Genomic DNA, 18542 nt, shown 5'->3' on the forward strand with positions numbered 1-18542 from the left:
CGTTCAGGCGTCGAGCGACTCGACGATCGCCAATTCGACTTCTCCTGCGCCATCCTGCCTGCGCCAGCGGGCCGCGCTTTGATAGCGCTCGGAGTGGAAGCACGCGCGCGCCTGTTCCAGCGACGGAAACTCGATCACCACGAAGCGCGTGAATTTCTCCGGCCCCTCCAGTATCTCGAATTTGCCGCCGCGCGCCAGAATGCGGCCGCCGTAGGCCGCGACGATGTCGGGCACCTGGTCGGCATAGCGCTTGTAGAGCACCGGGTCATTGACGATCGAGCGGGCGAGCCAATAGGCTGACATGTTCTGCTCCTGCTGTGGGTTGGCTGGCCGTCCCGACCGCGCGGATGGCGGCTTCGAGCGTGGCCACGGTTTCGATGATCTGCTGCGGGGTGACAGGATACGCCGCCCTGCCTGCCACGGCATCGGCAAACGCCTCGAGTTCATACCGTAGCGCATCGACCGGCGCGAAACTGCGACGCTCGGCCGGCTTGCCGCTGAGGCGCAATTCCATGTCATCGGCGCCGCGCGCCTCGGCCGAGCCGTTCGTGCCGAATACGTGTACCCGGAAGAAGACCGGCGTGGGCCGTACCGACGTCAGCACGCCGCTGGCACCGCCTTGAAATTCGAAGTAGACCGTGGTGGTGTCCACGCAATCGGGCGCCCGTTGCCGGAGCTGGTAGTGCGCGGTGACTTGCCTGGCGGGCCCGAGCAGGTTCACGAAGGCATCGAGGATGTGGATGCCGGTGGCCGTCAGGCAACCGCCGGGCGATTCGGAAGGCAGCCCGCGCCACGCCGTGTAGGCCGTACGCGAATTCTCGTTGCTGAGATTGCCTTCGACGTGCAGCAGCGTGCCCAGGCAGCCGCTGTCGACCACTCGCTTGAGTTCCATCATCGACGGCCAGAAGCGCTTGTCGTGTCCCACGCCCAGCACGACGCCCGCCCGCGCGCACGCCTCGACGGCGCGCTCTGCCTCGATGCGCGACAGCGCCAGCGGCTTTTCGCAGAAAACGGGCTTTCCCGCTTGCGCCGCCGCGACGATCTGTTCGACATGCAGGCCATGTGGCGTGGCCAGCACCAGCGCCTCGACGGCGTCGTCGTCCAGCAGGTCTTGGAAGCGCGGCGTCAGGACAAGGCCGTGCCGGCCGGCAAAATCGGCGACCGCCTCGGGATGGCGCACCATGCCGCGTACGAAGCGGATGCCTGCGCTTTTGCCCTGCACCGATTCGACCAGATTCTTGCCCCAGCGGCCGAGGCCGACGATGGCAGCGTTCAGGACGTGTGGCGTGGCCATGGCGATCGTCATTTCCTTTGGTAGGCCGCCACGAGATCGAGCACCCGGCGGGCATTCGCGGCCATCGCCACGTCCACCAGCTTGCCGTCGACCGTCGTGCTGGCGGTGCCCCTGCCCAGTGCGTCTTCGAAGGCTTGCAATACGCGGGTGTAATACGCGATGTCGGCCTCGGAAGGCATGTAGATGCGGTTGGCGGCCTCCACCTGGGATGGGTGAATGACCGTCCGGCCCCGGAATCCGAGACGCTGCGACAACTGCGTATCGCGTTCGAAGCCCGCCGGATCGGCGATATTGGCATATACGCCGTCGAGCGGGCAGGGGATGTCGGCGGCCCGCGCCGACAGCAGGGTCATCTGCCGCGCGAACATCATCTCGGGCCCTTCGCTCGACCACGTCGCGCCGAGCGACACATTCATGTCGCCGTCCTGGCCGCCCGCGTAGACCGCCGATGCCACCCGGCTGGAAGCCGTCATGATCTGGTGTGCGAACAGCACGCCTGAGGCGCTTTCGATCATGGCAATGACGGGGATGCTGCCGACGGCCATCCCGCGGGAGGCTTCCAGGCTGGCCAGCATGCGGTCGACGGCGGCCACGTCGGCGGCCGTGTCCTGCTTGGGCAGCACGAAGCCGGCCACCTGTACCTGTCCGACGAAGGCGTCCAGGTCTTCATGCAGGAAGCCGCTGCGGATCCCGTTGACGCGTACCCAGCAGCGGTCGGCCGGCAGTTGCGCGATGCAGTCGGCGGCCATCTGGCGGGCGTGGGCTTTTTCCTCGGCGGGCACGGTGTCTTCCAGATCGAAGATGAAGCCGTCGGCGGGGATGGCCCCCAGCTTGTCGAGCATCTTCTGCCGATTCGCCGGCACGAATAACAGACTGCGCCACATGTTCATCGTCAGGCCTCCTGGTTCGCCGGCGCGGCGGCCATGGCGCCCGGCAACAATTGCACGATGCCGGCGGCGGCCAGTTCGTCGATCCGCGCCGCCGCATATCCCAGTTCGCCCAGGATCTCCCGCGAGTGCTGGCCGAGCAGCGGCGCGGCGTACCGGATGCCGGGCCCGTCGCGGTCGAACAGAACGGGATTGCGTACCGTCCTGACCGTTCCGATCTTCGGATGAGGCACGTCCACAGCGACTTTGCGCTCGATGATGTGGGCGTCGGCAAAGACCTCGTCGTAGTCGTTGACCTGGGAGCACGGCACGCCCGCCTTCTGCAGCAGGGCCTCCAGCTCGCCGGCGTCGCGGCCTTCGATGGCGGGCGACACCAGTTCCAGCAGTCCGGTTTCGTTCTGTTTGCGCAGCACGTAGGTGGCGAAGCGCGGGTCGCCGATATATTCGGCCAGCCCGAGCACCGTCATGAAGCGGCGGAACAGCTCGTCGTTCGGCGTGCCTAGGGCGATGTAGCGATGGTCTCGCGTGGCGAACAGCTGATAAGGCGCATTGAGCCGGTGCCGGTTGCCGAGCCGCTTGGGAATTTCGCCCGTGGCCAGGAAGCCGGCGGTTTCCCAGGCCGCCGCCGCGATCGACGCCTCGACCAGCGACACGTCGACTGCGTGTCCCTCGCGATGGCGCAACACGCTGATCAGTCCCGACAGTGCCGCGTAGGTCGCGAACAGCGCGCCGAATATGTCGGCCGTCTGCAGGCCTGGCCGCATCGGCATGTCGTCCGGGTTCCCCGTGACCGAGAGGGCGCCCGAGAAGGCCTCGACGATCAGGTTTACGCCGGCGCGCCGCCGATAGGGGCCGGTCTGGCCGAAGCCCGATGCGGATACGTAGACGATGTTCGGATTGATCGCCCTGATCTGCTCCGCGCCGAGGCCCAGCGCGTCCAGCGCGCCAGGGCGGTTGTTCTCGACGAACACGTCGCTGCCCGCCGCCAGTTGCCGCACGATGTCGCGCGCTTCTTCCCGCTTCAGATCGAGGACCAGGCTGCGCTTGTTGCGGTTCAGCGCGGCAAAGCTCACGCTTTCGCCGTTGACCATGGGCGGCATGGCGCGGGTCTGGTCGCCCAGGCCGGGACGTTCGATCTTGATGACGTCCGCCCCCATGTCACCCAGCAACATGCCGCAGAAGGGGCCGGCGATGAAATTGCCGAGCTCCACCACCCGGATGCCCTCCAGTGGTCGTGCCATGATGTCTCCTTGCTTATTCTGCTTTCAGGTCTATCAGCTTTACCAGCTTCTGGTTGAACGTTATCTCATCGCCGACGGTCTTGGCGAACTCCTCGGGCGAGGTGGCCATCGGGACGAAACCCTGCTCGCTGAATTCGCGCCTGATCTGTGGATCGCGCATCGCGGCGGCCACCTCGGAATGAACGCGCTCGATGTATGCCTGCGGCGTGCCGGCGGGGAACCAGAGGCCGTAGAACGGGCCGTACTTGAAGCCCGGTACGCCTTGCTCGTCGATGGTCTGCAGGTCGGGCAGCACGTTCCAGCGATGCAGCGCCGCGATGCCGAGCGCCTTGACCGTACCGGCCTTGATGTACGACAGCGCCGCCGTCGGCGGAACGAAAGCGACGTCGATGCGGCCGCCGATCAGATCGGTCAGCGCCTGCGCAACGCCCTTGTAGGGAACGTGGGCCATCTTCGTGCCGGCGGCCTGATTGAACGACTCCGCCGCGAAGTGCATGACGTTCCCGATGCCGGCCGAACCGTAGGTCAGCGAGCCGGGCTTGGCTTTCTCCAGCGCGATCAGCTCGGCCACCGACTTCACTGGCGCCTTCGGCCCCGCCACCAGGATGAAGCCGACGCTGTCCGCCACTTCGGTGATCGGCGCGAAATCCTTGACCGCGTCGTATCCCAGGTGCTTCATGATGCTGGGCAGCGTGGCATGGCTGGACGAGGTCAGGAGGATGGTGTAGCCGTCGGGCGCCGACTTGGCGACGTTTTCGGTGCCGATGGCGCCTCCCGCGCCGGCCCGGTTGTCGATGACCAGATTCCAGTTGCGCGTCTGCGCCAGTTTCTGTGCCAGCGTGCGGCCGATGAAGTCCATGGGGCCGCCTGCGACATAAGGCACCACGACTCGGATCGGCTTGGTCGGATATTGCGCCTCGGGCGCCTGCTGTGCCGGTGCGGCCAGCGGCCATGCCGCGCAGCAGGCCACGGCCGCGGTTGCGGCCAGGAGGCGCCGCCGGCGCGATGCGCCGTCCGGCCCGCTGCCGTCTTCCCATGCCATGTCCTGCGGGGTGTGCGGAAATGTGTTTCGGATTTGCATGACGTCTCCTCCGTTTCCGGATCGTTGGACTGCCGGCGACCTAGGTCGTCTGGGGAAAATGGCTCTCGCGGGAGCCGCTGCCCTGGCTCGGGTATCGCTGGCCGCTACCGGTCGCCCGGCGCCTCATGGGCTGGCTCCGTCCGGCCCTTGTCGGTCCACGTCGGCACGCGCCCGGCCTGCGCCGCCTCGTGCGCGGCGAAGTTCAGTTCCACCTTGATCCCGTTGACCGGTTCGCGCATGAACAACTGGTACAGGTCGGAGTTGTGCGCCTTGCGCTCGCTGAACGCCACGCCGTTGCGCGTCAGGCGCGCGATGAATTCCGCAAGGCCGTCGCAGTTGAAGCACACGTGGTCGATGCGGCCCGAGCCTGGCGCGCCGGCCGCCGAATAGTCGTCGCCGTCCCGGTCATTCGGCGTGCGCAGATACGAGTCCTGGTGCTCCGAATGGTGGGCCTTGCCGATGTGCACCACGTCCTGTTCGCCTATATACAGCCAATACACCGGAAAGCCGAACTCGGGGTGATAGCCGTCGCGAAACCCCAGGTTGTCGCAGAACCAGTCGCGCGTCGCCTCGGGGTCGTGGGTAAGGATCAGGATGTGCTCCATGAACCGTAGTCCCATGATCGTCTCCTCTCTTTTTCATGATGGCTGGACCTGCAGCGGGTCCACGCCCCATTGTCCGGCCAGTTCCCGCAGTTCCGCCACGATTTCGGCGGGCAGCGGAATGCCTTCCCTGGCGTAGGCCTTGCGGCGTTCGTGGCTCTGTTCGCCCGGCAGCCATATGCGGTCGACGCCGGGCAGGCGCCGGCTGCCCCGGATGTCGCGGACCAGCCGGTCCACGGCTTCCTTGAAGGCGGCGGGGTCTCCGAAGGCCTTCAAGTCCAGCACCAGGATCGCCTGCCCGGTGTTGGTCAGGGTTACGTGGTCCTTGTTGAAATCCACCACGTCCCGTCCCATCGCGGCGCCCTGTAGCGTGCCGGCCAGCAGGCCGACGACCAGGGCCAGGCCGTATCCCTTGTAGCCGCCGATGGGCAGCAGGAAGCCCTCGTGGGCGCGGTTGGGGTCCAGCAGCGGACGGCCGTCGAAGCCGATCATCCATCCTTCGGGCATCTGTTCGCCCCGCTTGGCCTTGGCCTTGACCTTGCCATAAGCGGCGACGGTGGTGGCCATGTCCAGCACGACGGGCGGCTCGGCGCCGGCGGGAATGCCGACGGCGATCGGGTTGGTCGACAACAGCATGTCGATGCCGCCCCACGGAGGCAGATGATTGGCGCTGCCCACCGCGAAATAGAGACCGATCATGTCGCGCGCTATCGGCATGCTGGCGTACAGCGAGGCCGGCCCCGCATGATTGCTGGCCCGGGTGCCGACCCAGGCGACGCCGGTCGCCGCGGCCTTTTCGATCGCCAGTTCGACCGCGCGCGACATCACCAGGTGGCCCATGCCGTTGTCGCCGTCGACCACGGCCATGCCCGGGCGCTCCTCGGCCACGCGGATGTCGGGCCGGGGGTTGATGCCTCCGGCGCGTATCCGCTTGACGTATTGCGGCAGGCGGATGACGCCGTGCCCGTCCGACCCCTGCAGATCGGCCCGGGCCATCAATGCCGCCACGCACGCCGCGTCTGCCGATGGCAGCCCCGAAGCCTGCAACGCGCGATCGATGAAATCGGCCAGCTGTTCGGCGGTCACCAATACCGATTTGTTATCTTTTCCCATGTGTTGCCGGGCCAGGGCGTTGCCTGGGTCTCCTCATTGAACGCACACAGTCTAGGAAAGCGTTACCCTAGCGTCCAATGCTGAATTCGTCCCTACCCATATCACTCTGATATGGGGAAGCGACAGGAAGGACTGACTATGAACCTGCGCGCCCTGCGCTACTTCGTTGCCATTGCCGACGCGGGCAGTTTCACTGCGGCGGCCCAGGCCATTGCGGTCGCGCAGCCAGCGCTTACCCGCCAGCTGCGGGAGCTGGAAGCCGATCTGGAGGTGCAATTACTGCAGAGAACGCCGCGCGGCGTTCTGCTGACGCAGGCGGGCGTAACCCTGTACGAATCCGCCCAGCGCATGCTGGCCGAAGCCGCATTGGTACGCCGCCGGCTGGCAAGCCAGCACTCGGCGTCCGGCGCCACGGTGGTGCTGGGCGTGTCGCCGACTCTGGCGCGCGTCGTCCTGCCGGGCCTGTTCGACAATTTCCAGCGCGCGCATGTGGACATTCAGCTCCGGGCGCGCGAGGCCTTCACGCCCACGTTGCTGGATTGGCTGGAGCGCGGCATGGTCGATCTGGCGGTCGTCACCAATCCGGAGCCTGGCCGCCGGCTTTCGCTGCACGCCCTGCTGGGCGAACCGTTCGCGCTGGTATCCCATCGCTCGCGCCGCATGGGGCCGACCGTATCGATTGCCCAACTCGCGCGCATCCCGCTGTTCATGACTTCACTGCATCGCGGCATCATCGAACGCCAGCTGCAGCCCCTGCGCGGCAAGCTGAATATTCAGTCGGAGATCGATTCGGTGGATTCGATCCGGGAGCTGGTCTTGCACGGCAAATACGCCACCATCATGCCGGTGTCCGTTTTCAAGGACCGGCAATCGCAGCAGGAAGTGGTCATGACCGAGGTATCCGGCGTGCAGCTCAGCCGGGTACTCGTGCTGGCCACGCGCATCGAGCGGCGCGACAACTCGGCCCTGCCGGTCGTTCAGGAGTTGCTGGAGGCCGAGTTCGCGCGGTTGACCCGGCAGGGCGTCTTCAGTTTTTCGACTGCACTCGCTCCTCGTCCTATGGACGAACCGACCAGCGTTCGGACTGGGACGAGGGGGCAATGATTCAAATGGCGGTATCGATCGCTTTGGCTCAGAATCAAATCTAATCAACGGGAAGATCGTGAAATCCGACGGGGCGGCTTGGCGGCTGCCTCGGAAAGAACAGCCGTCAGCGTATCGAACGCCGCCCCGCCCGTGTCCCAGCAAGGCTACTTGCGGATCACCGTCCACGCATCGTTGCCCGCATACTTGCGCACCGCCGCCTCGTCGAACCCGAAACCCAGCCCCGGCTTCTGGCGCAGCAGCACGCAGCCGTCCTTGTACTGCAGCTGTTCGTCCACCAGCCGCCGGAAGTTCAGCACCTGGTCGTCGGGGAAGAATTCCACGAAGCGGGCGTTCGGCGTGGCGGCCACCAGCGGCGCGTGCAGGTCGTGGAACCAGTGCGGGCTGACGGTGACGCCCATGCTGCCGGCGTGGGCGGCGATGCGGCGCCATTCGCTGATGCCGCCGCAGACCGCGGCGTCTGTCTGCAGGATCTCGGCGCCGCCGGCGTCGACCAGTTCGCGGAAGCGCCAGCGGCCGACTTCGATCTCGCCGGTGGCCACGGTAACGGAGGTGCGGGCGGCCAGCCTGGCGTGCAGGTCGATGGCGTCGGGCGAGAACGGTTCTTCGATCCAGTACGGGTCGTAGGCTTCGAAGCGGCGCATGTATTCGAGCGCGGTGGGCAGGTCGCCCCAGCCGTTGTTGCAGTCGAGCATCAGCAGCACGTCGGGGCCGATGGCGTCGCGCGCCGCCTTGACGCGGGCTTCTTCCTCGGCCGGCGACAGGCGGCCCGTCTTCATCTTGACCGCGCGGAAACCCAGCTTCACGTAGCCGGCCATTTCTTCGCCCAGCATCGCGGGCGTCTTGCCGTCCACGTAGTAGCCGCCGCTGGCGTAGGCCGGCACGTGTTCGCCGTGGACGCTGCCGAGGTAGTAGTGCAGCGGCACGCCCACCGAGCGCGCGTTCAGGTCCCACAGCGCGGTGTCGAGGATGGAGATGCCGCGCATGACCGCGCCCGAGCGGCCCTGCAGCAAGGCTTCCTGGTACATCTCGTTCCACAGGCCTTCGCTGCGGCGGCTTTCCTGGCCGATCAGGAGGGGCGCCAGCAATTGCTCGACCGCCACGCGCGCCAGCGCGCCGGCGCGATTGCCCACGTAGCAGAAGCCGATGCCTTCGGCGCCGTCGGTGCTGCGCACCTTGACCAGGCAATAGTGCCGTTCGGAGACGGTGCGGTTGGAAAACGAGGTGACCTTGTCCAGCGGGACGATGGGCACGGCGACGCTGACGGACTCGATGATGGGCATGGCGGGGCGCTCCTCCTAAATATACGGATATTTTGTCGCTGCTAGGAAAAACCCGGCAATCAGGGTATACGATATGCTTCTAAAGCCGCCGGTTGATGAGACATCATATCGCTGTAAATATCAGGATAAATGAACATGGCCAGGATCATCGTGGTAGGGACGGGCATCATGGGATGCGGCATCGCCGCCGGTTTCGCGGCCGCCGGCGCCGGCGTGGCGCTGCTCGGGCGCCGGCCCGAGGCGGCCGAACGCGCGCGCGTGCAGGCGCTGGAACTGGCCGGGTCGCTCGGCGGCGCGGCGGGCCCGGTGGAGGCCGCCGTGCTGGACGGCTGGCAGGGCTGGGACGGCGCCGATCTCGTCATCGAAAGCGTCAGCGAAGACCTGGCCGTCAAGCAGGCGCTGTTCGCGCAGCTCGATGCCTTGGTGCCGGCGGGCGTGCCGATCGGCAGCAACAGCTCGGGCTATCCGATCTCGCGCATCGCCGGCGGCCTGGCCACGCGCGCGCGCATGTTCGGCACGCACTACTTCATGCCGGCCCACCTGGTGCCGCTGGTCGAGGTGGTGATGGGCGCCGATTCCGATGCGGCGCTGGCCGCGCGCGTGGTCGAGCTGTTCGCCGCGCATGGCAAGAAGCCGGTGCTGGTGCGCAAGGACATTCCGGGCTTCCTCGCCAATCGCATCCAGCATGCGCTGATGCGCGAGGCGCTGGCGCTGATCGACGAAGGCGTGGCCACCTTCGACGACGTCGACCTGGCGGTGCGCTACAGCTTCGGTTTCCGCTACGCGGCCATCGGGCCGATGCTGCAGAAGGAGATTTCCGGCTGGGACTCCGTCTACCAGGCGGCGCAGGAAATCTACCCATCGTTGTCCAACACGGCGGTGGCGCCGGAGTGCCTGGCGGCCCTGTACCGGGCGGGGCGCTACGGCATCAAGGCCGGCGGCGGCTACCGCGACTGGACGCCGGAGCAGGCGCGCGAACTGAAGGAAGGCTACGAACGCCGGCTGCAGGCGGCGTTTAAAATCCTGGGATGAACCCACCCCCTACGCGCTTCGCGCGCCCCCTCGAGGGGGCGACGCTGGCGGACCGGCAAAGCCGGATCCGCGGCGTCCAGGATCCGGCTGCGGCGTATTCGTGCGCCGCGGCTCGTCGGCTGCGCGGCGAACGACTCGAATGAATTCCACACCTCCACTGCCGGGCGCCCCGGCCCGGCGCCGCGGGCGCGCGCCGGGCGCACCGCTTTACCGCAAGATCGCCGATGCGCTGATGGCCGACATCGCCGCCGGTGTCTACCCGGTGGGCTCGCTGCTGCCCACCGAGGCCGAGTTCGGCGAGCGTTTCGGCACCGGCCGGCATACCGTGCGCGACGCGCTGCGCTGCCTGTCGGACGAGGGCATCATCCTGCGCCGGCCCGGCAGCGGTTCGACCGTGATCGCCAGCGGCCCGCGGCGGCGCTTCGTGCAGTCGGTGTCGAACTTCGATCAATGGTTCAATTACCCGGCCGACGTGCGGCGGCAGCACGTGGAGTCCGCGCACGTGGTGGCCGACCGCGCGCTGGCCGCGCAACTGGGGGTCGAGGACGGCAGCGCCTGGCTGCGCATCGGCGCGCTGCGCAGCGCGCCGTCGATGAAGGCGCCGCTGTGCTGGGTCGACATCTACGTGGCGCCGCGGCTGGCCGCCGTCACGCGCGAGCGCGACCACGAGGTCACCCCGGTGCACGAGCAGATCGAGCGGGTGTCCGGAGAGCGCATCGCCGAGGTCGAAGTCGAGATCTCCGTTGGCCGCGTGCCGGAGCGGCTGGCATCGATGCTGGCGGCCGAGCCCGGCAGCTCCGCGCTGTGCCTGGTGCGCCGCTATGCCTCCGAATCCGGCGAGCTGTTGCAGGTGACTGCCACGGTGCACCCGGAAAACCGGTATGTTTATGCCATGAAATTTCGCCGCGAAACGCGGCGCTGAGCATCTCCGCAGGATTCCCCATGCCCGTCGCCCCTTCCATTCCCAAGACTCTTACCATCGCCGGCGTCGACCCTTCCGGCGGCGCCGGCGTGCTGGCCGACGTCAAGGCCATGAGCGCGCTCGGCGCCTACGCCTGCGCCGTGGTGGCCGCGCTCACCGCCCAGAGCACCCGCGGCGTGGCCGGCGTGCAGCCGGTCGACGCCGCCTTCGTGGCGCGCCAGATCGACACCCTGCTGGCCGACGTGCCGGCCGATGCCGTCAAGATCGGCATGCTGGGCAACCGGCCCGTTACCGAAACCGTGGGCGAGCGCCTGCGGCACTGGAAGCCGCCCCATGTGGTGCTCGATCCCGTCATGATCGCCAAGAGCGGCGACGCGCTGCTGGAACGCGACGCAATCGGCGCGCTGCGCGAGGCGCTGCTGCCGGTGGTGACGATGATCACGCCCAACCTGCCCGAGGCCGGCGTGCTGCTGGAGCAGCGGCCGGCCGAGAACGTGAAGGAAATGCGCCGCATGGCCGAGAAGCTGCGCGAGCAACTGGCCTACGACGGCCAGCGCTGGGTGTACCTGAAGGGCGGCCACCTGCCCGGCGACGCCGCCATCGACCTGGTGCACGACGGCGACCGCATGATCGAACTGGTGGCGCCGCGCATCGATACGCCGCATACGCACGGCACCGGCTGCACGCTGTCGGCCGCCCTGGCCGCGCTCTTGCCGCGCTTGAACGACACGCCGGAAGCGGCGCGGCGCGCCAAGGATTACCTGACGGAGGCGATCCGGCAGTCGGATCGGCTGAAAGTGGGGAGCGGGCACGGGCCGGTGCATCATTTCCACCGGTGGTGGTGAGACCGGATATTGCCAAATTTTGCCAAACTGCTAGCATGGTGCCATGAGCACCATGAACATTTCCTTGCCCGATGCGCTCAAGGCTTTCGTCGATGAGCAGGTGGACCGCCGCGGCTACGGCACGAGCAGCGAATACGTACGTGAACTGATCCGCAGGGATCAGGATCGCCAACGCTTGCGCCGCATCCTGCTGGAAGGCGCCGCCTCCGCGCCAGCCGCCTCCGCCGGCCCTGAATATTTCGATGCGTTGCGGGCGCGCGTGCGCAGCGCCGGCAGATGAAGGCGAAGGCCGTCGTCCTGCGGGCACTCGCCACGCAGGACGTCGAACAGGCCATCGGCGCCTACCTTGGCGAAGGCGCAGTCCAGGCGGCGCTGGGCTTCATCGATGCCCTGGAACAAGCCTATGCCCATGTCGGCCGGCATTCGGCCACGGGTTCGGCCCGCTACGCCCATGAGCTCGACCTGCCTGGCCTGCGCAGCTGGAAGCTGAGGCGATATCCCTACATCGTTTTCTACATGGAACGTGCAGAACACGTCGAGGTCTGGCGAGTCCTGCATGGCATGCGCGACGTTGCGGCATGGCTGCAAGGCGATGTGGAAGCCGATGAGCGCGGCGGCGGTCTTCCCGCCGCCGGCCTTTGACGTCAGATCACGCCTTCGGCGCGCAGCGCCTCGATCTCGTCGTCGGCCAGCCCCAGTTCGCCGTATACCTCCCGGTTGTCGGCGCCCAGCTGGCGCGGCGGGATGTCGACGGCGGGCGTCGCGCCGTTGACCTTCACCCCGGTCCGCACGAGGTGGAGGTCGCGGCCCACGCCGGGAACGTCGGGGAAGGTGCTGGTCATGTCGCGCTGGACGATCTGCGGCTGGGCCAGCGCCTGCGATACCGAGTACACCGGGCCCGACGGCACGCCCACCGCGTTGAGCACTTCGCACCACTCGTCCGCCGATTTCGAGGCCAGCGCCGTTTCGAGTTCGGCCTTCAGTTCGTAGCGGTTGCGCAGGCGGTCGTGGCGCGCATGGAAGCGCGGGTCGGCATGGATGTCGGGGCGGCCGACGGCGGTGCACAGCGCCTCGAACTGTTCCTGCTTGTTGGCCGAGATGTTGAGCAGGCCGCCGCCGGTCTTGAACGTGCCCGAGGGGCTGGCGGTGACGTTCTCGTTGCCCATCGGCTGCGGCTCCTGGCCGGCGATCAGCTTGTTCGAGATGGCCCAGGCCATCGAGACCATGGTGGCCGCCAGCATGGAGACGTCCAAGAAGATGCCGGTCTCGCGCTTCCTGTCGGCCAGCGCCGCCGCCACGGCAAAGGCCGCGGTCAGGCCGCCGACCGTGTCGGCCACCGGGTAGCCGACGCGATAGGGCGCGGTGTCCGGCGCGCCGGTAACGCTCATCACGCCCGACATGCCCTGGATGATCTGGTCGTAGGCGGGGCGGTCTTTGAGCGGGCCGTCCTGGCCGAAGCCTGAGATCGCGCAGTAGACCAGACGCGGATTGTCCTTCAGCAGGTCTTCGTAGCCCAGGCCCAGCCGCGTCATGACGCCGGGCCGGAAATTCTCGACCACGACATCGGCCGTCCGCACCAGCCGGCGGAACAGCGCCTTGCCTTTCTCCTGCTTGAGGTCGATGGTGACGGAGCGCTTGCCGGCGTTCTGCGCCAGGTACGAGATGCCCATGAAGCGCTTGATGAGTTCGGGATCGGCGCCCAATTGGCGCGCGAGGTCTCCGCCCTTGCGGTTCTCCACCTTGATGACCTCCGCGCCCATGTGGGCCAGCTGATGGCAGCAGAACGGGCCGGACAGGACGTTGGTGAGGTCGAGGATGCGATAGCCGTTGAGTGGAAGTGACATGTGAGGACTTGTTCGTGTGGAATGTTGGCGGGACGTGGCCGGGGTCAGGTCGCGGCGCGGGCCTGGCGGATGCGCGCGGCCACCGTTTGCCCGTCTTCCATGGCGGCGCGCCAATCGGCGTGCCGGGCGTCGGGCACCTGGGCGAGCGCGGCCTTGGTTTCCCTGACCGCGGCGGGCTCGAACGACGCGATCCTGCGCGCGAGGGCTTCGGCGCGGGCGGCCAGGGCGTCGGGCGCCACGACCTCGTTGACCAGGCCCCAGGTGGCCGCGGTGGCCGCCGGCAGGCGTTCGGCGCTGTACAGCAGCCAGCCGATGCGCTTGCGGTTGATCCCGGACAACTGGCCGGTGGCGGCCGACATGCTCGCGAAGCCGCCGGCCTGCACCTCGGGCAGGCCGAACTCGGCGCCGTCGGCCGCGATGGCCAGGTCGCAGCAATTGACCAGGTTCACGCCGTAGCCCAGTGTCAGGCCGTTGACCGCGGCGATCACCACGCCCGGAAAAGTCTTGATGGTGCAGGCCAGCTCGATGCCTTCCGGCGCGGTGACATCGGGCAGCCCCTGCGCCGCGCGCTGCGCCCGTTCCTTCAGGTCGGCGCCGCAACAGAACCAGCCGTCGGCGCCGGTGAGCACGATGGCGCGCGCCTGCCCCGACAGCGCCGCCAGATGTTCGAGCAGCGCCAGCCGCATGGGCGAATCGAGCGCATTGCGTTTTTCCGGGCGCGCGATTCGAAGGTGCGCCCAACCTTCGTGAACGGTGAGGACGATGTTGTTCATTGGATAGACCTGAATGCCATTTTTATCGTGTTGCCGATTGCACGGACTGTCAAGCGCGAACGCTCCGATCGTCAAGTATTTCTCGAGCTTGCTACGAGGAATACGCGAACCTTGCAGGAGCGTCGGGGCATATCATCCGCTGTCCGGACGGCGCGCCGCGGCGCGGCCGCGCTCCGCATCGAAACATCGCAAGACAGGCAGCCCGACCATCATGAATCTCACCATCGAACGAATCGAGGCCATACCCCTGAGAATGCCGTTGCCCAAGCCGCTCAAGGCAGGCACCGTGGTGGTGAACGCCCGCGCCACGGTCCTTACGCGCGTCCATACGGCCGAGGGCATCGTCGGCGAGTGCTTCAGCAACAACGAGGATCGCGGCCAGCCCGAGATCGTCCGCCTGATCGGAGAAGAAATCCTTCCCCGGCTCAAGGGCCGCAGCGCCTTCCATGTCGAGGCCTGCTGGGAGGCGATGTACCCCATCACCCGCGATTTCCTGCGCGACCGGCGCATGCCCATACGCGCCATCGCCTGCGTCGACGCGGCCTTGTGGGACGCCGTGGGCAAGGCCGTGGGCCTGCCGCTGCACCGCCTGTGGGGCGGCATGCGCGACGAGGTGCCGGCGGTGGCGATGGGGGCCTACTACAACGACGGCAACGACCTGCAGATCGTGCACGACGAGATGGCCATGCTCAGGCGCCAGGGCTTCGCCGGCTGCAAGCTGAAGATCGGCCGCCTGTCGCCCGAACAGGATGCGCTGCGGGTGCGCGCGGCGCGCGAGGGCGCCGGCGACGGCTTCTGGCTGATCCCCGATCCGAACCAGGGCTACAGCTTCGACGAGGCGGTGCGCTTCGCCAGGCTGGTCGAAGACCTGGACATCCATTGGCTGGAAGAGCCTTGCCATTGGCAGAACGACATGCGGGACCTGGCGCGCCTGCGCGCGATCACGGGCGTGCGCGTCGCCGCCGGCCAAAGCGAGGTGACGGGCGCGGGCTGCCGCGACCTGCTGGTCGCCAATGCGATCGACGTCTGCAATTTCGACCCCAGCTGGAGCGGCGGCCCCACCGAATGGCGCAAGGTGGCCGCGACGGCCGCGCTGTTCGGCGTCGGCATCTATCCGCACCTGGAAACGCAGGTCGGCGCCGCGCTGGCCGCCTCGGTGTCGAACGGGCTGTACGTGGAAGTCATGCAGCCCAACCGCGATCCGCTGTACCACGCCCTCATCGAGAATCCCCCCAGGATCGCGGACGGCAAGCTCACGCTGTCCGAACTGCCGGGTTGGGGCATGGAGCTCGATCGCGCGTTGATCGACAGGATCCGCTGCGACCGCTGACCGCCTATGCGCGGAAGGCCGAAACCGCCTCTTCGAATGCCGCCTCGACCAGCAGGACGCGGCGGTTGTCTTCGTCGGCGCGCCGCTTGACCAGCATCAGCTGGCGGGTCGGCGCCGACGACCCGAGCGCGATCTCGCGCACCGGATAGGCATCGAGCAATTCCGGGCGCAGCTTGGGCAGCACCGCCACGCCCACGCCTTCGGCCACCAGCGCCACCGCGCAGTCGATGTTCTCCAGGTCGACCAGCGCCGGGCAGTGCGGTATCAACGCGTCCACATAACGCGCCGCCAGGCGCCCGGTGATGAGCTGGCGGGAGATGCGGATCCAGGGGTATGCCCGCAACGCCGCTTTCGCCGTCGACACCTGCGCGTCGCGCGGGACCACCAGCACGAACGGCTGCCGCCACAGTTCCGACCACGCCAGCTGCCGCGTGATGCCGCCCGTAGGCCGCACGAGCAGCGCGATGTCCAGTTCCCCCGCCTTGATCGATTGCAGCAGCGAAGCGGTGTGGCCCCGGCGCACCTGCAATTCGATCTGCGGCGTGCGCCGGCGCAGGGTCGCATAGGCGCGCGGGAACAGCGTCGCTTCGACGGATTCGGTAATGCCCAGGCGCACGCGCCCGGCCGGCGACAGGCTGCGGCTGTCGCGCATGGCCTCGATCTCGCCCATCGCGCGCTCGGCGGTGGCCGCCAGCGCCCGCGCGAACTCGGTGGGCCGGATGCTGCGGCCGGAGCGGTCGAACAGCGGCTGCCGGAAATACTCTTCCAGCTGGCGCATCTGCAGGCTGACCGCACTGGTCGACAGGTTGACTTCCTGGGCCCCGGCCGTAAGGCTGCCCTTGGCGATGACGACCGACAGGGTATGGAGGTATTGGAGCTTCACGGCGGGAATCTTCGGCGATGGCGCGCTGCGGGTAGATACGGCCGGACGACTATACCCGATCCTTGAGTTTTGCTCGCGGTTGGATCGAGATATATGCGAACAAACTGGAGCATCTCCTGGGTAACATCGTGCTTCCGCAGGGAGACAGCGGATCCGATGGAACAGATACTTCGAATTCAAGGCCACGCCACAGCGGGGCGGCGCGGTACGCAACACGGCATCCGGCTGCTGGCGGGAGGGTTCACGGCCCCGAAGCGGGAGGGCAGGGCGCGCGGGGCGAGCCTGCTGGAGATCGGCGCCGATGGCCGCTGCGTGGCGCTGGCCGAAGTGGCCATGTCCAACCCCGCCTGGTTCGCCGTGCATCCCGCGCGGCGGACGGTGTACGTAGGCCATGCCGACGAAGCCTACGTCAGCGCGCTGGCCCTGGATGCCGACGAAGGGCGGCTCGAGCTCGAGTCCACGCTGGCCACCGGAGGTTCCAGCACCCTGCACCTGGCCTGCGACCCGGGCGGCGACACGCTGCTGGTCGCCAATTTCGGCAGCGGCCAGGTTTCCATGATAGGCCTGTCGGCCGTGGGAGCCATGCAGGAACTCACGGGCGTCGTGAGCCTGTCGGCGCCGCCTGGGCCGCTGCCTTCGCAGACCGGCAGCCAGCCGCACCAGATCAGCTTTTCTCCCGACGGACGTTTCGTGCTGGTGCCGGATCGCGGCTGCGACGTCATCTGGATCTGCGCCTTCGACGCCCGTGCGGGCGCCATCGAGGTCGCCGGGCGTGCCGAGGCGCCACCGGCGGCCGGGCCGCGGCACATCGCCTGGCATCCCTTCCTGCCGATCGCCTACGTGGTCCACGAGCTGGATTCCAGCGTGGGCGTCTACGAGTGGTCGGCGCGGCAGGCCAGGCTGGGCCGCCTTGCCGTGCGCAGCGCGCTGCCGCCGCGCTACCAGGACAGGAACATCGGCGCCGCCATCTGCATTGCGCCCGATGGCCGCCACCTTTACGTATCCAATCGCGGCCAGGACGCCGTCGCGGTGTTCGCCGTTGCGCCGGACGGCCTCGACCTGCAGCCGCAGGGATGGACGGCGGAAGCAGGGCGCTCGCCCCGCTTCATGCAGATCAGCGGCGACGGATCGTCGCTGTGGGTCGCCGCGCACGGCTCCGACGACATCCGGCGTTTCGATGTCGACCGGGACAGCGGCGCCTTGCGCGAGGCGCTGCGCCTGCGCTCTCCTTCGCCGGCCTGCGTCGCGCTCTTGTAGCGGCGCGCCGGTTTCTTCCAACACTTCCCTATTCAGGACTTACCGCCATGGCCATTCCGATCCGTTCCAGGCAAGCATTCTTTCTCGGCGCCGCGCTGAGCCTCGCCGCCGCGTGCCTGCCGGCGCATGCGCAAGAGGCCGCCTGGCCCACGCGCCCGGTGACCTACGTTTCGCCCTATCCCGCCGGCACGCCGGTGGACCTGATCGCGCGGCGCGTCGGACAATGCCTGCAGCCCGCACTGGGCCAGCCCTTCATCGTGGAAAACCGCGCCGGCGCGGGCGGCGTGATCGGCACCACCTACGTGGCGAAGGCGGCGCCCGACGGCTATACCCTGGTCGAAGGCTCGCTCGGCACCCATGCGATCAACGCCGGCCTGTATCCCAAGCTGGACTACGATCCCATCAAGGACTTTGCGCCCGTTGCGCTGATCGGCGCGACGCCGCTGGTGCTGGTGGTCAATACGAAGAACCTGCCCGTCAAGACCGTGCAGGAGTTCGTCGCGTACGCCAAGGCCCATCCCGGCGCCATACGCGTCGGCTCTTCCGGCAACGGTTCCTCACTGCACTTGACGGGCCAGCTGTTCAAGTCGATGACCAATATCGATTTCGTCCACGTGCCCTACAAGGGCAGCGGCCCGGCCATGACCGATCTGCTGGGCGGCCAGATCGACGCGATGTTCGACAACTCCACCAACGTGCTGCCGCAGGTCAAGACCGGCAAGCTGCGCGCGCTGGCAGTGACGGGCGACAGGCGGATCGGTTCGATCCCCGACGTGCCCACCGTTGCCGAAACTGTCGCGCCCGGCTACAGCGTCGCAACCTGGCACGCGGTGCTGGCGCCGGCCGGCACGCCCAAGCCCATCATCGACAAGCTCAGCACGGCCATCCTGAATTGCCTGGCGCAACCGGCCGAGAAGCAGTTCTACGAAGGGCACGAGATCCAGCTCCAACCCGGCGGCCCCGAGCAGCTGCGCGCGCTGCTGGAGAAGGAAGTGCCGAAGTGGAAAGCCATCGTCAAGGAATCCGGCGCTACGGTGGATTGAGGCGCCGG

20 protein-coding genes are annotated in these 18542 nt (G+C 67.7%); 9 read left to right on the top strand and 11 right to left on the bottom strand.

The annotated features are described in order from the left end of the window. Nucleotides 1-3 precede the first annotated feature (3 nt). The 7 genes from ABD927_RS12830 to ABD927_RS12860 all read right to left on the bottom strand — a co-directional run bounded on the left by ABD927_RS12830 (nt 4) and on the right by ABD927_RS12860 (nt 6218). On the bottom strand, nt 4-303 hold the full coding sequence (locus tag ABD927_RS12830; protein ID WP_345249980.1) for a DUF1330 domain-containing protein: 300 nt from the start codon (nt 301-303) through the stop codon (nt 4-6). Further along, a complete protein-coding gene (locus ABD927_RS12835; protein WP_345249982.1) occupies nt 266-1306 on the bottom strand; it encodes a Gfo/Idh/MocA family protein in 1041 nt (346 codons plus the stop codon). Before ABD927_RS12835 ends, ABD927_RS12830 begins: the two co-directional genes overlap by 38 nt. Further along, on the bottom strand, nt 1303-2184 hold the full coding sequence (locus ABD927_RS12840; RefSeq protein ID WP_345249984.1) for an HpcH/HpaI aldolase/citrate lyase family protein: 882 nt from the start codon (nt 2182-2184) through the stop codon (nt 1303-1305). Before ABD927_RS12840 ends, ABD927_RS12835 begins: the two co-directional genes overlap by 4 nt. A 2-nt stretch (nt 2185-2186) precedes the next feature. Then, nucleotides 2187-3422 carry a CaiB/BaiF CoA transferase family protein gene (locus ABD927_RS12845; protein WP_345249986.1) on the bottom strand — a complete coding sequence of 412 codons (1236 nt, stop codon included), beginning with the start codon at nt 3420-3422 and terminating at the stop codon, nt 2187-2189. Nucleotides 3423-3435: 13 nt separating this feature from the next. Then, entirely contained in the window at nt 3436-4503 is a 1068-nt protein-coding gene (locus tag ABD927_RS12850) for a tripartite tricarboxylate transporter substrate binding protein (RefSeq protein ID WP_345249988.1), read from the bottom strand. Between the two features lie 104 nt (nt 4504-4607). Beyond that, on the bottom strand, nt 4608-5123 hold the full coding sequence (locus tag ABD927_RS12855) for a VOC family protein (protein WP_345249990.1): 516 nt from the start codon (nt 5121-5123) through the stop codon (nt 4608-4610). An 18-nt stretch (nt 5124-5141) separates the two neighbouring features. Then, nucleotides 5142-6218, bottom strand: coding sequence for an Ldh family oxidoreductase (locus ABD927_RS12860; RefSeq protein ID WP_345249992.1), 1077 nt, complete (start codon nt 6216-6218; stop codon nt 5142-5144). 138 nt (nt 6219-6356) lie between these two features. Between ABD927_RS12860 and ABD927_RS12865 the strand changes: the two genes are divergently transcribed. Continuing rightward, nucleotides 6357-7322: a LysR family transcriptional regulator gene (locus tag ABD927_RS12865; RefSeq protein WP_345249994.1), complete on the top strand. Its 966-nt coding sequence runs from the start codon at nt 6357-6359 to the stop codon at nt 7320-7322. A gap of 146 nt (nt 7323-7468) precedes the next feature. Here ABD927_RS12865 and ABD927_RS12870 read toward each other — a convergent pair whose 3' ends face one another. After that, nucleotides 7469-8605, bottom strand: coding sequence for a mandelate racemase/muconate lactonizing enzyme family protein (locus tag ABD927_RS12870; RefSeq protein ID WP_345249996.1), 1137 nt, complete (start codon nt 8603-8605; stop codon nt 7469-7471). A 135-nt stretch (nt 8606-8740) separates the two neighbouring features. On the opposite strand from ABD927_RS12870, the gene ABD927_RS12875 reads away from it, so the two are divergent. The 5 genes from ABD927_RS12875 to ABD927_RS12895 all read left to right on the top strand — a co-directional run bounded on the left by ABD927_RS12875 (nt 8741) and on the right by ABD927_RS12895 (nt 12046). Continuing rightward, nucleotides 8741-9637 carry a 3-hydroxyacyl-CoA dehydrogenase NAD-binding domain-containing protein gene (locus ABD927_RS12875; RefSeq protein ID WP_345249998.1) on the top strand — a complete coding sequence of 299 codons (897 nt, stop codon included), beginning with the start codon at nt 8741-8743 and terminating at the stop codon, nt 9635-9637. Between the two features lie 139 nt (nt 9638-9776). Beyond that, on the top strand, nt 9777-10559 hold the full coding sequence (locus ABD927_RS12880) for a GntR family transcriptional regulator (protein WP_345250000.1): 783 nt from the start codon (nt 9777-9779) through the stop codon (nt 10557-10559). A 20-nt stretch (nt 10560-10579) separates the two neighbouring features. Further along, nucleotides 10580-11404, top strand: coding sequence for a bifunctional hydroxymethylpyrimidine kinase/phosphomethylpyrimidine kinase (gene thiD, locus ABD927_RS12885; RefSeq protein ID WP_345250002.1), 825 nt, complete (start codon nt 10580-10582; stop codon nt 11402-11404). A gap of 43 nt (nt 11405-11447) precedes the next feature. Next, entirely contained in the window at nt 11448-11684 is a 237-nt protein-coding gene (locus ABD927_RS12890) for a type II toxin-antitoxin system ParD family antitoxin (protein ID WP_345250004.1), read from the top strand. Further along, entirely contained in the window at nt 11681-12046 is a 366-nt protein-coding gene (locus ABD927_RS12895) for a type II toxin-antitoxin system RelE/ParE family toxin (protein ID WP_345250006.1), read from the top strand. The genes ABD927_RS12890 and ABD927_RS12895 overlap by 4 nt, the downstream gene beginning before the upstream one ends. 2 nt (nt 12047-12048) lie before the next feature. Here the strand turns inward: ABD927_RS12895 and ABD927_RS12900 are convergent, their stop codons facing one another. Then, nucleotides 12049-13248: a CaiB/BaiF CoA transferase family protein gene (locus tag ABD927_RS12900; RefSeq protein WP_345250008.1), complete on the bottom strand. Its 1200-nt coding sequence runs from the start codon at nt 13246-13248 to the stop codon at nt 12049-12051. Nucleotides 13249-13292: 44 nt separating this feature from the next. After that, entirely contained in the window at nt 13293-14021 is a 729-nt protein-coding gene (locus ABD927_RS12905) for an enoyl-CoA hydratase/isomerase family protein (protein WP_345250010.1), read from the bottom strand. Nucleotides 14022-14232: 211 nt separating this feature from the next. On the opposite strand from ABD927_RS12905, the gene ABD927_RS12910 reads away from it, so the two are divergent. Continuing rightward, nucleotides 14233-15351: a mandelate racemase/muconate lactonizing enzyme family protein gene (locus ABD927_RS12910; RefSeq protein ID WP_345250012.1), complete on the top strand. Its 1119-nt coding sequence runs from the start codon at nt 14233-14235 to the stop codon at nt 15349-15351. A 4-nt stretch (nt 15352-15355) separates the two neighbouring features. On the opposite strand, the gene ABD927_RS12915 is transcribed toward ABD927_RS12910, so the two are convergent. Continuing rightward, nucleotides 15356-16234 carry a LysR substrate-binding domain-containing protein gene (locus tag ABD927_RS12915; RefSeq protein ID WP_345250014.1) on the bottom strand — a complete coding sequence of 293 codons (879 nt, stop codon included), beginning with the start codon at nt 16232-16234 and terminating at the stop codon, nt 15356-15358. A 156-nt stretch (nt 16235-16390) separates the two neighbouring features. Here ABD927_RS12915 and ABD927_RS12920 point away from each other — a divergent pair, with 156 nt between their 5' ends. Continuing rightward, nucleotides 16391-17491, top strand: coding sequence for a lactonase family protein (locus tag ABD927_RS12920; protein WP_345250016.1), 1101 nt, complete (start codon nt 16391-16393; stop codon nt 17489-17491). 47 nt (nt 17492-17538) lie between these two features. Then, nucleotides 17539-18534, top strand: a complete 996-nt coding sequence (locus ABD927_RS12925; protein WP_345250018.1) for a Bug family tripartite tricarboxylate transporter substrate binding protein — start codon at nt 17539-17541, stop codon at nt 18532-18534. The last annotated feature ends 8 nt before the right edge of the window (nt 18535-18542 follow it).

It is taken from the genome of Pigmentiphaga soli (assembly GCF_039541095.1).
Lineage (GTDB): Bacteria > Pseudomonadota > Gammaproteobacteria > Burkholderiales > Burkholderiaceae_B > Pigmentiphaga > Pigmentiphaga soli.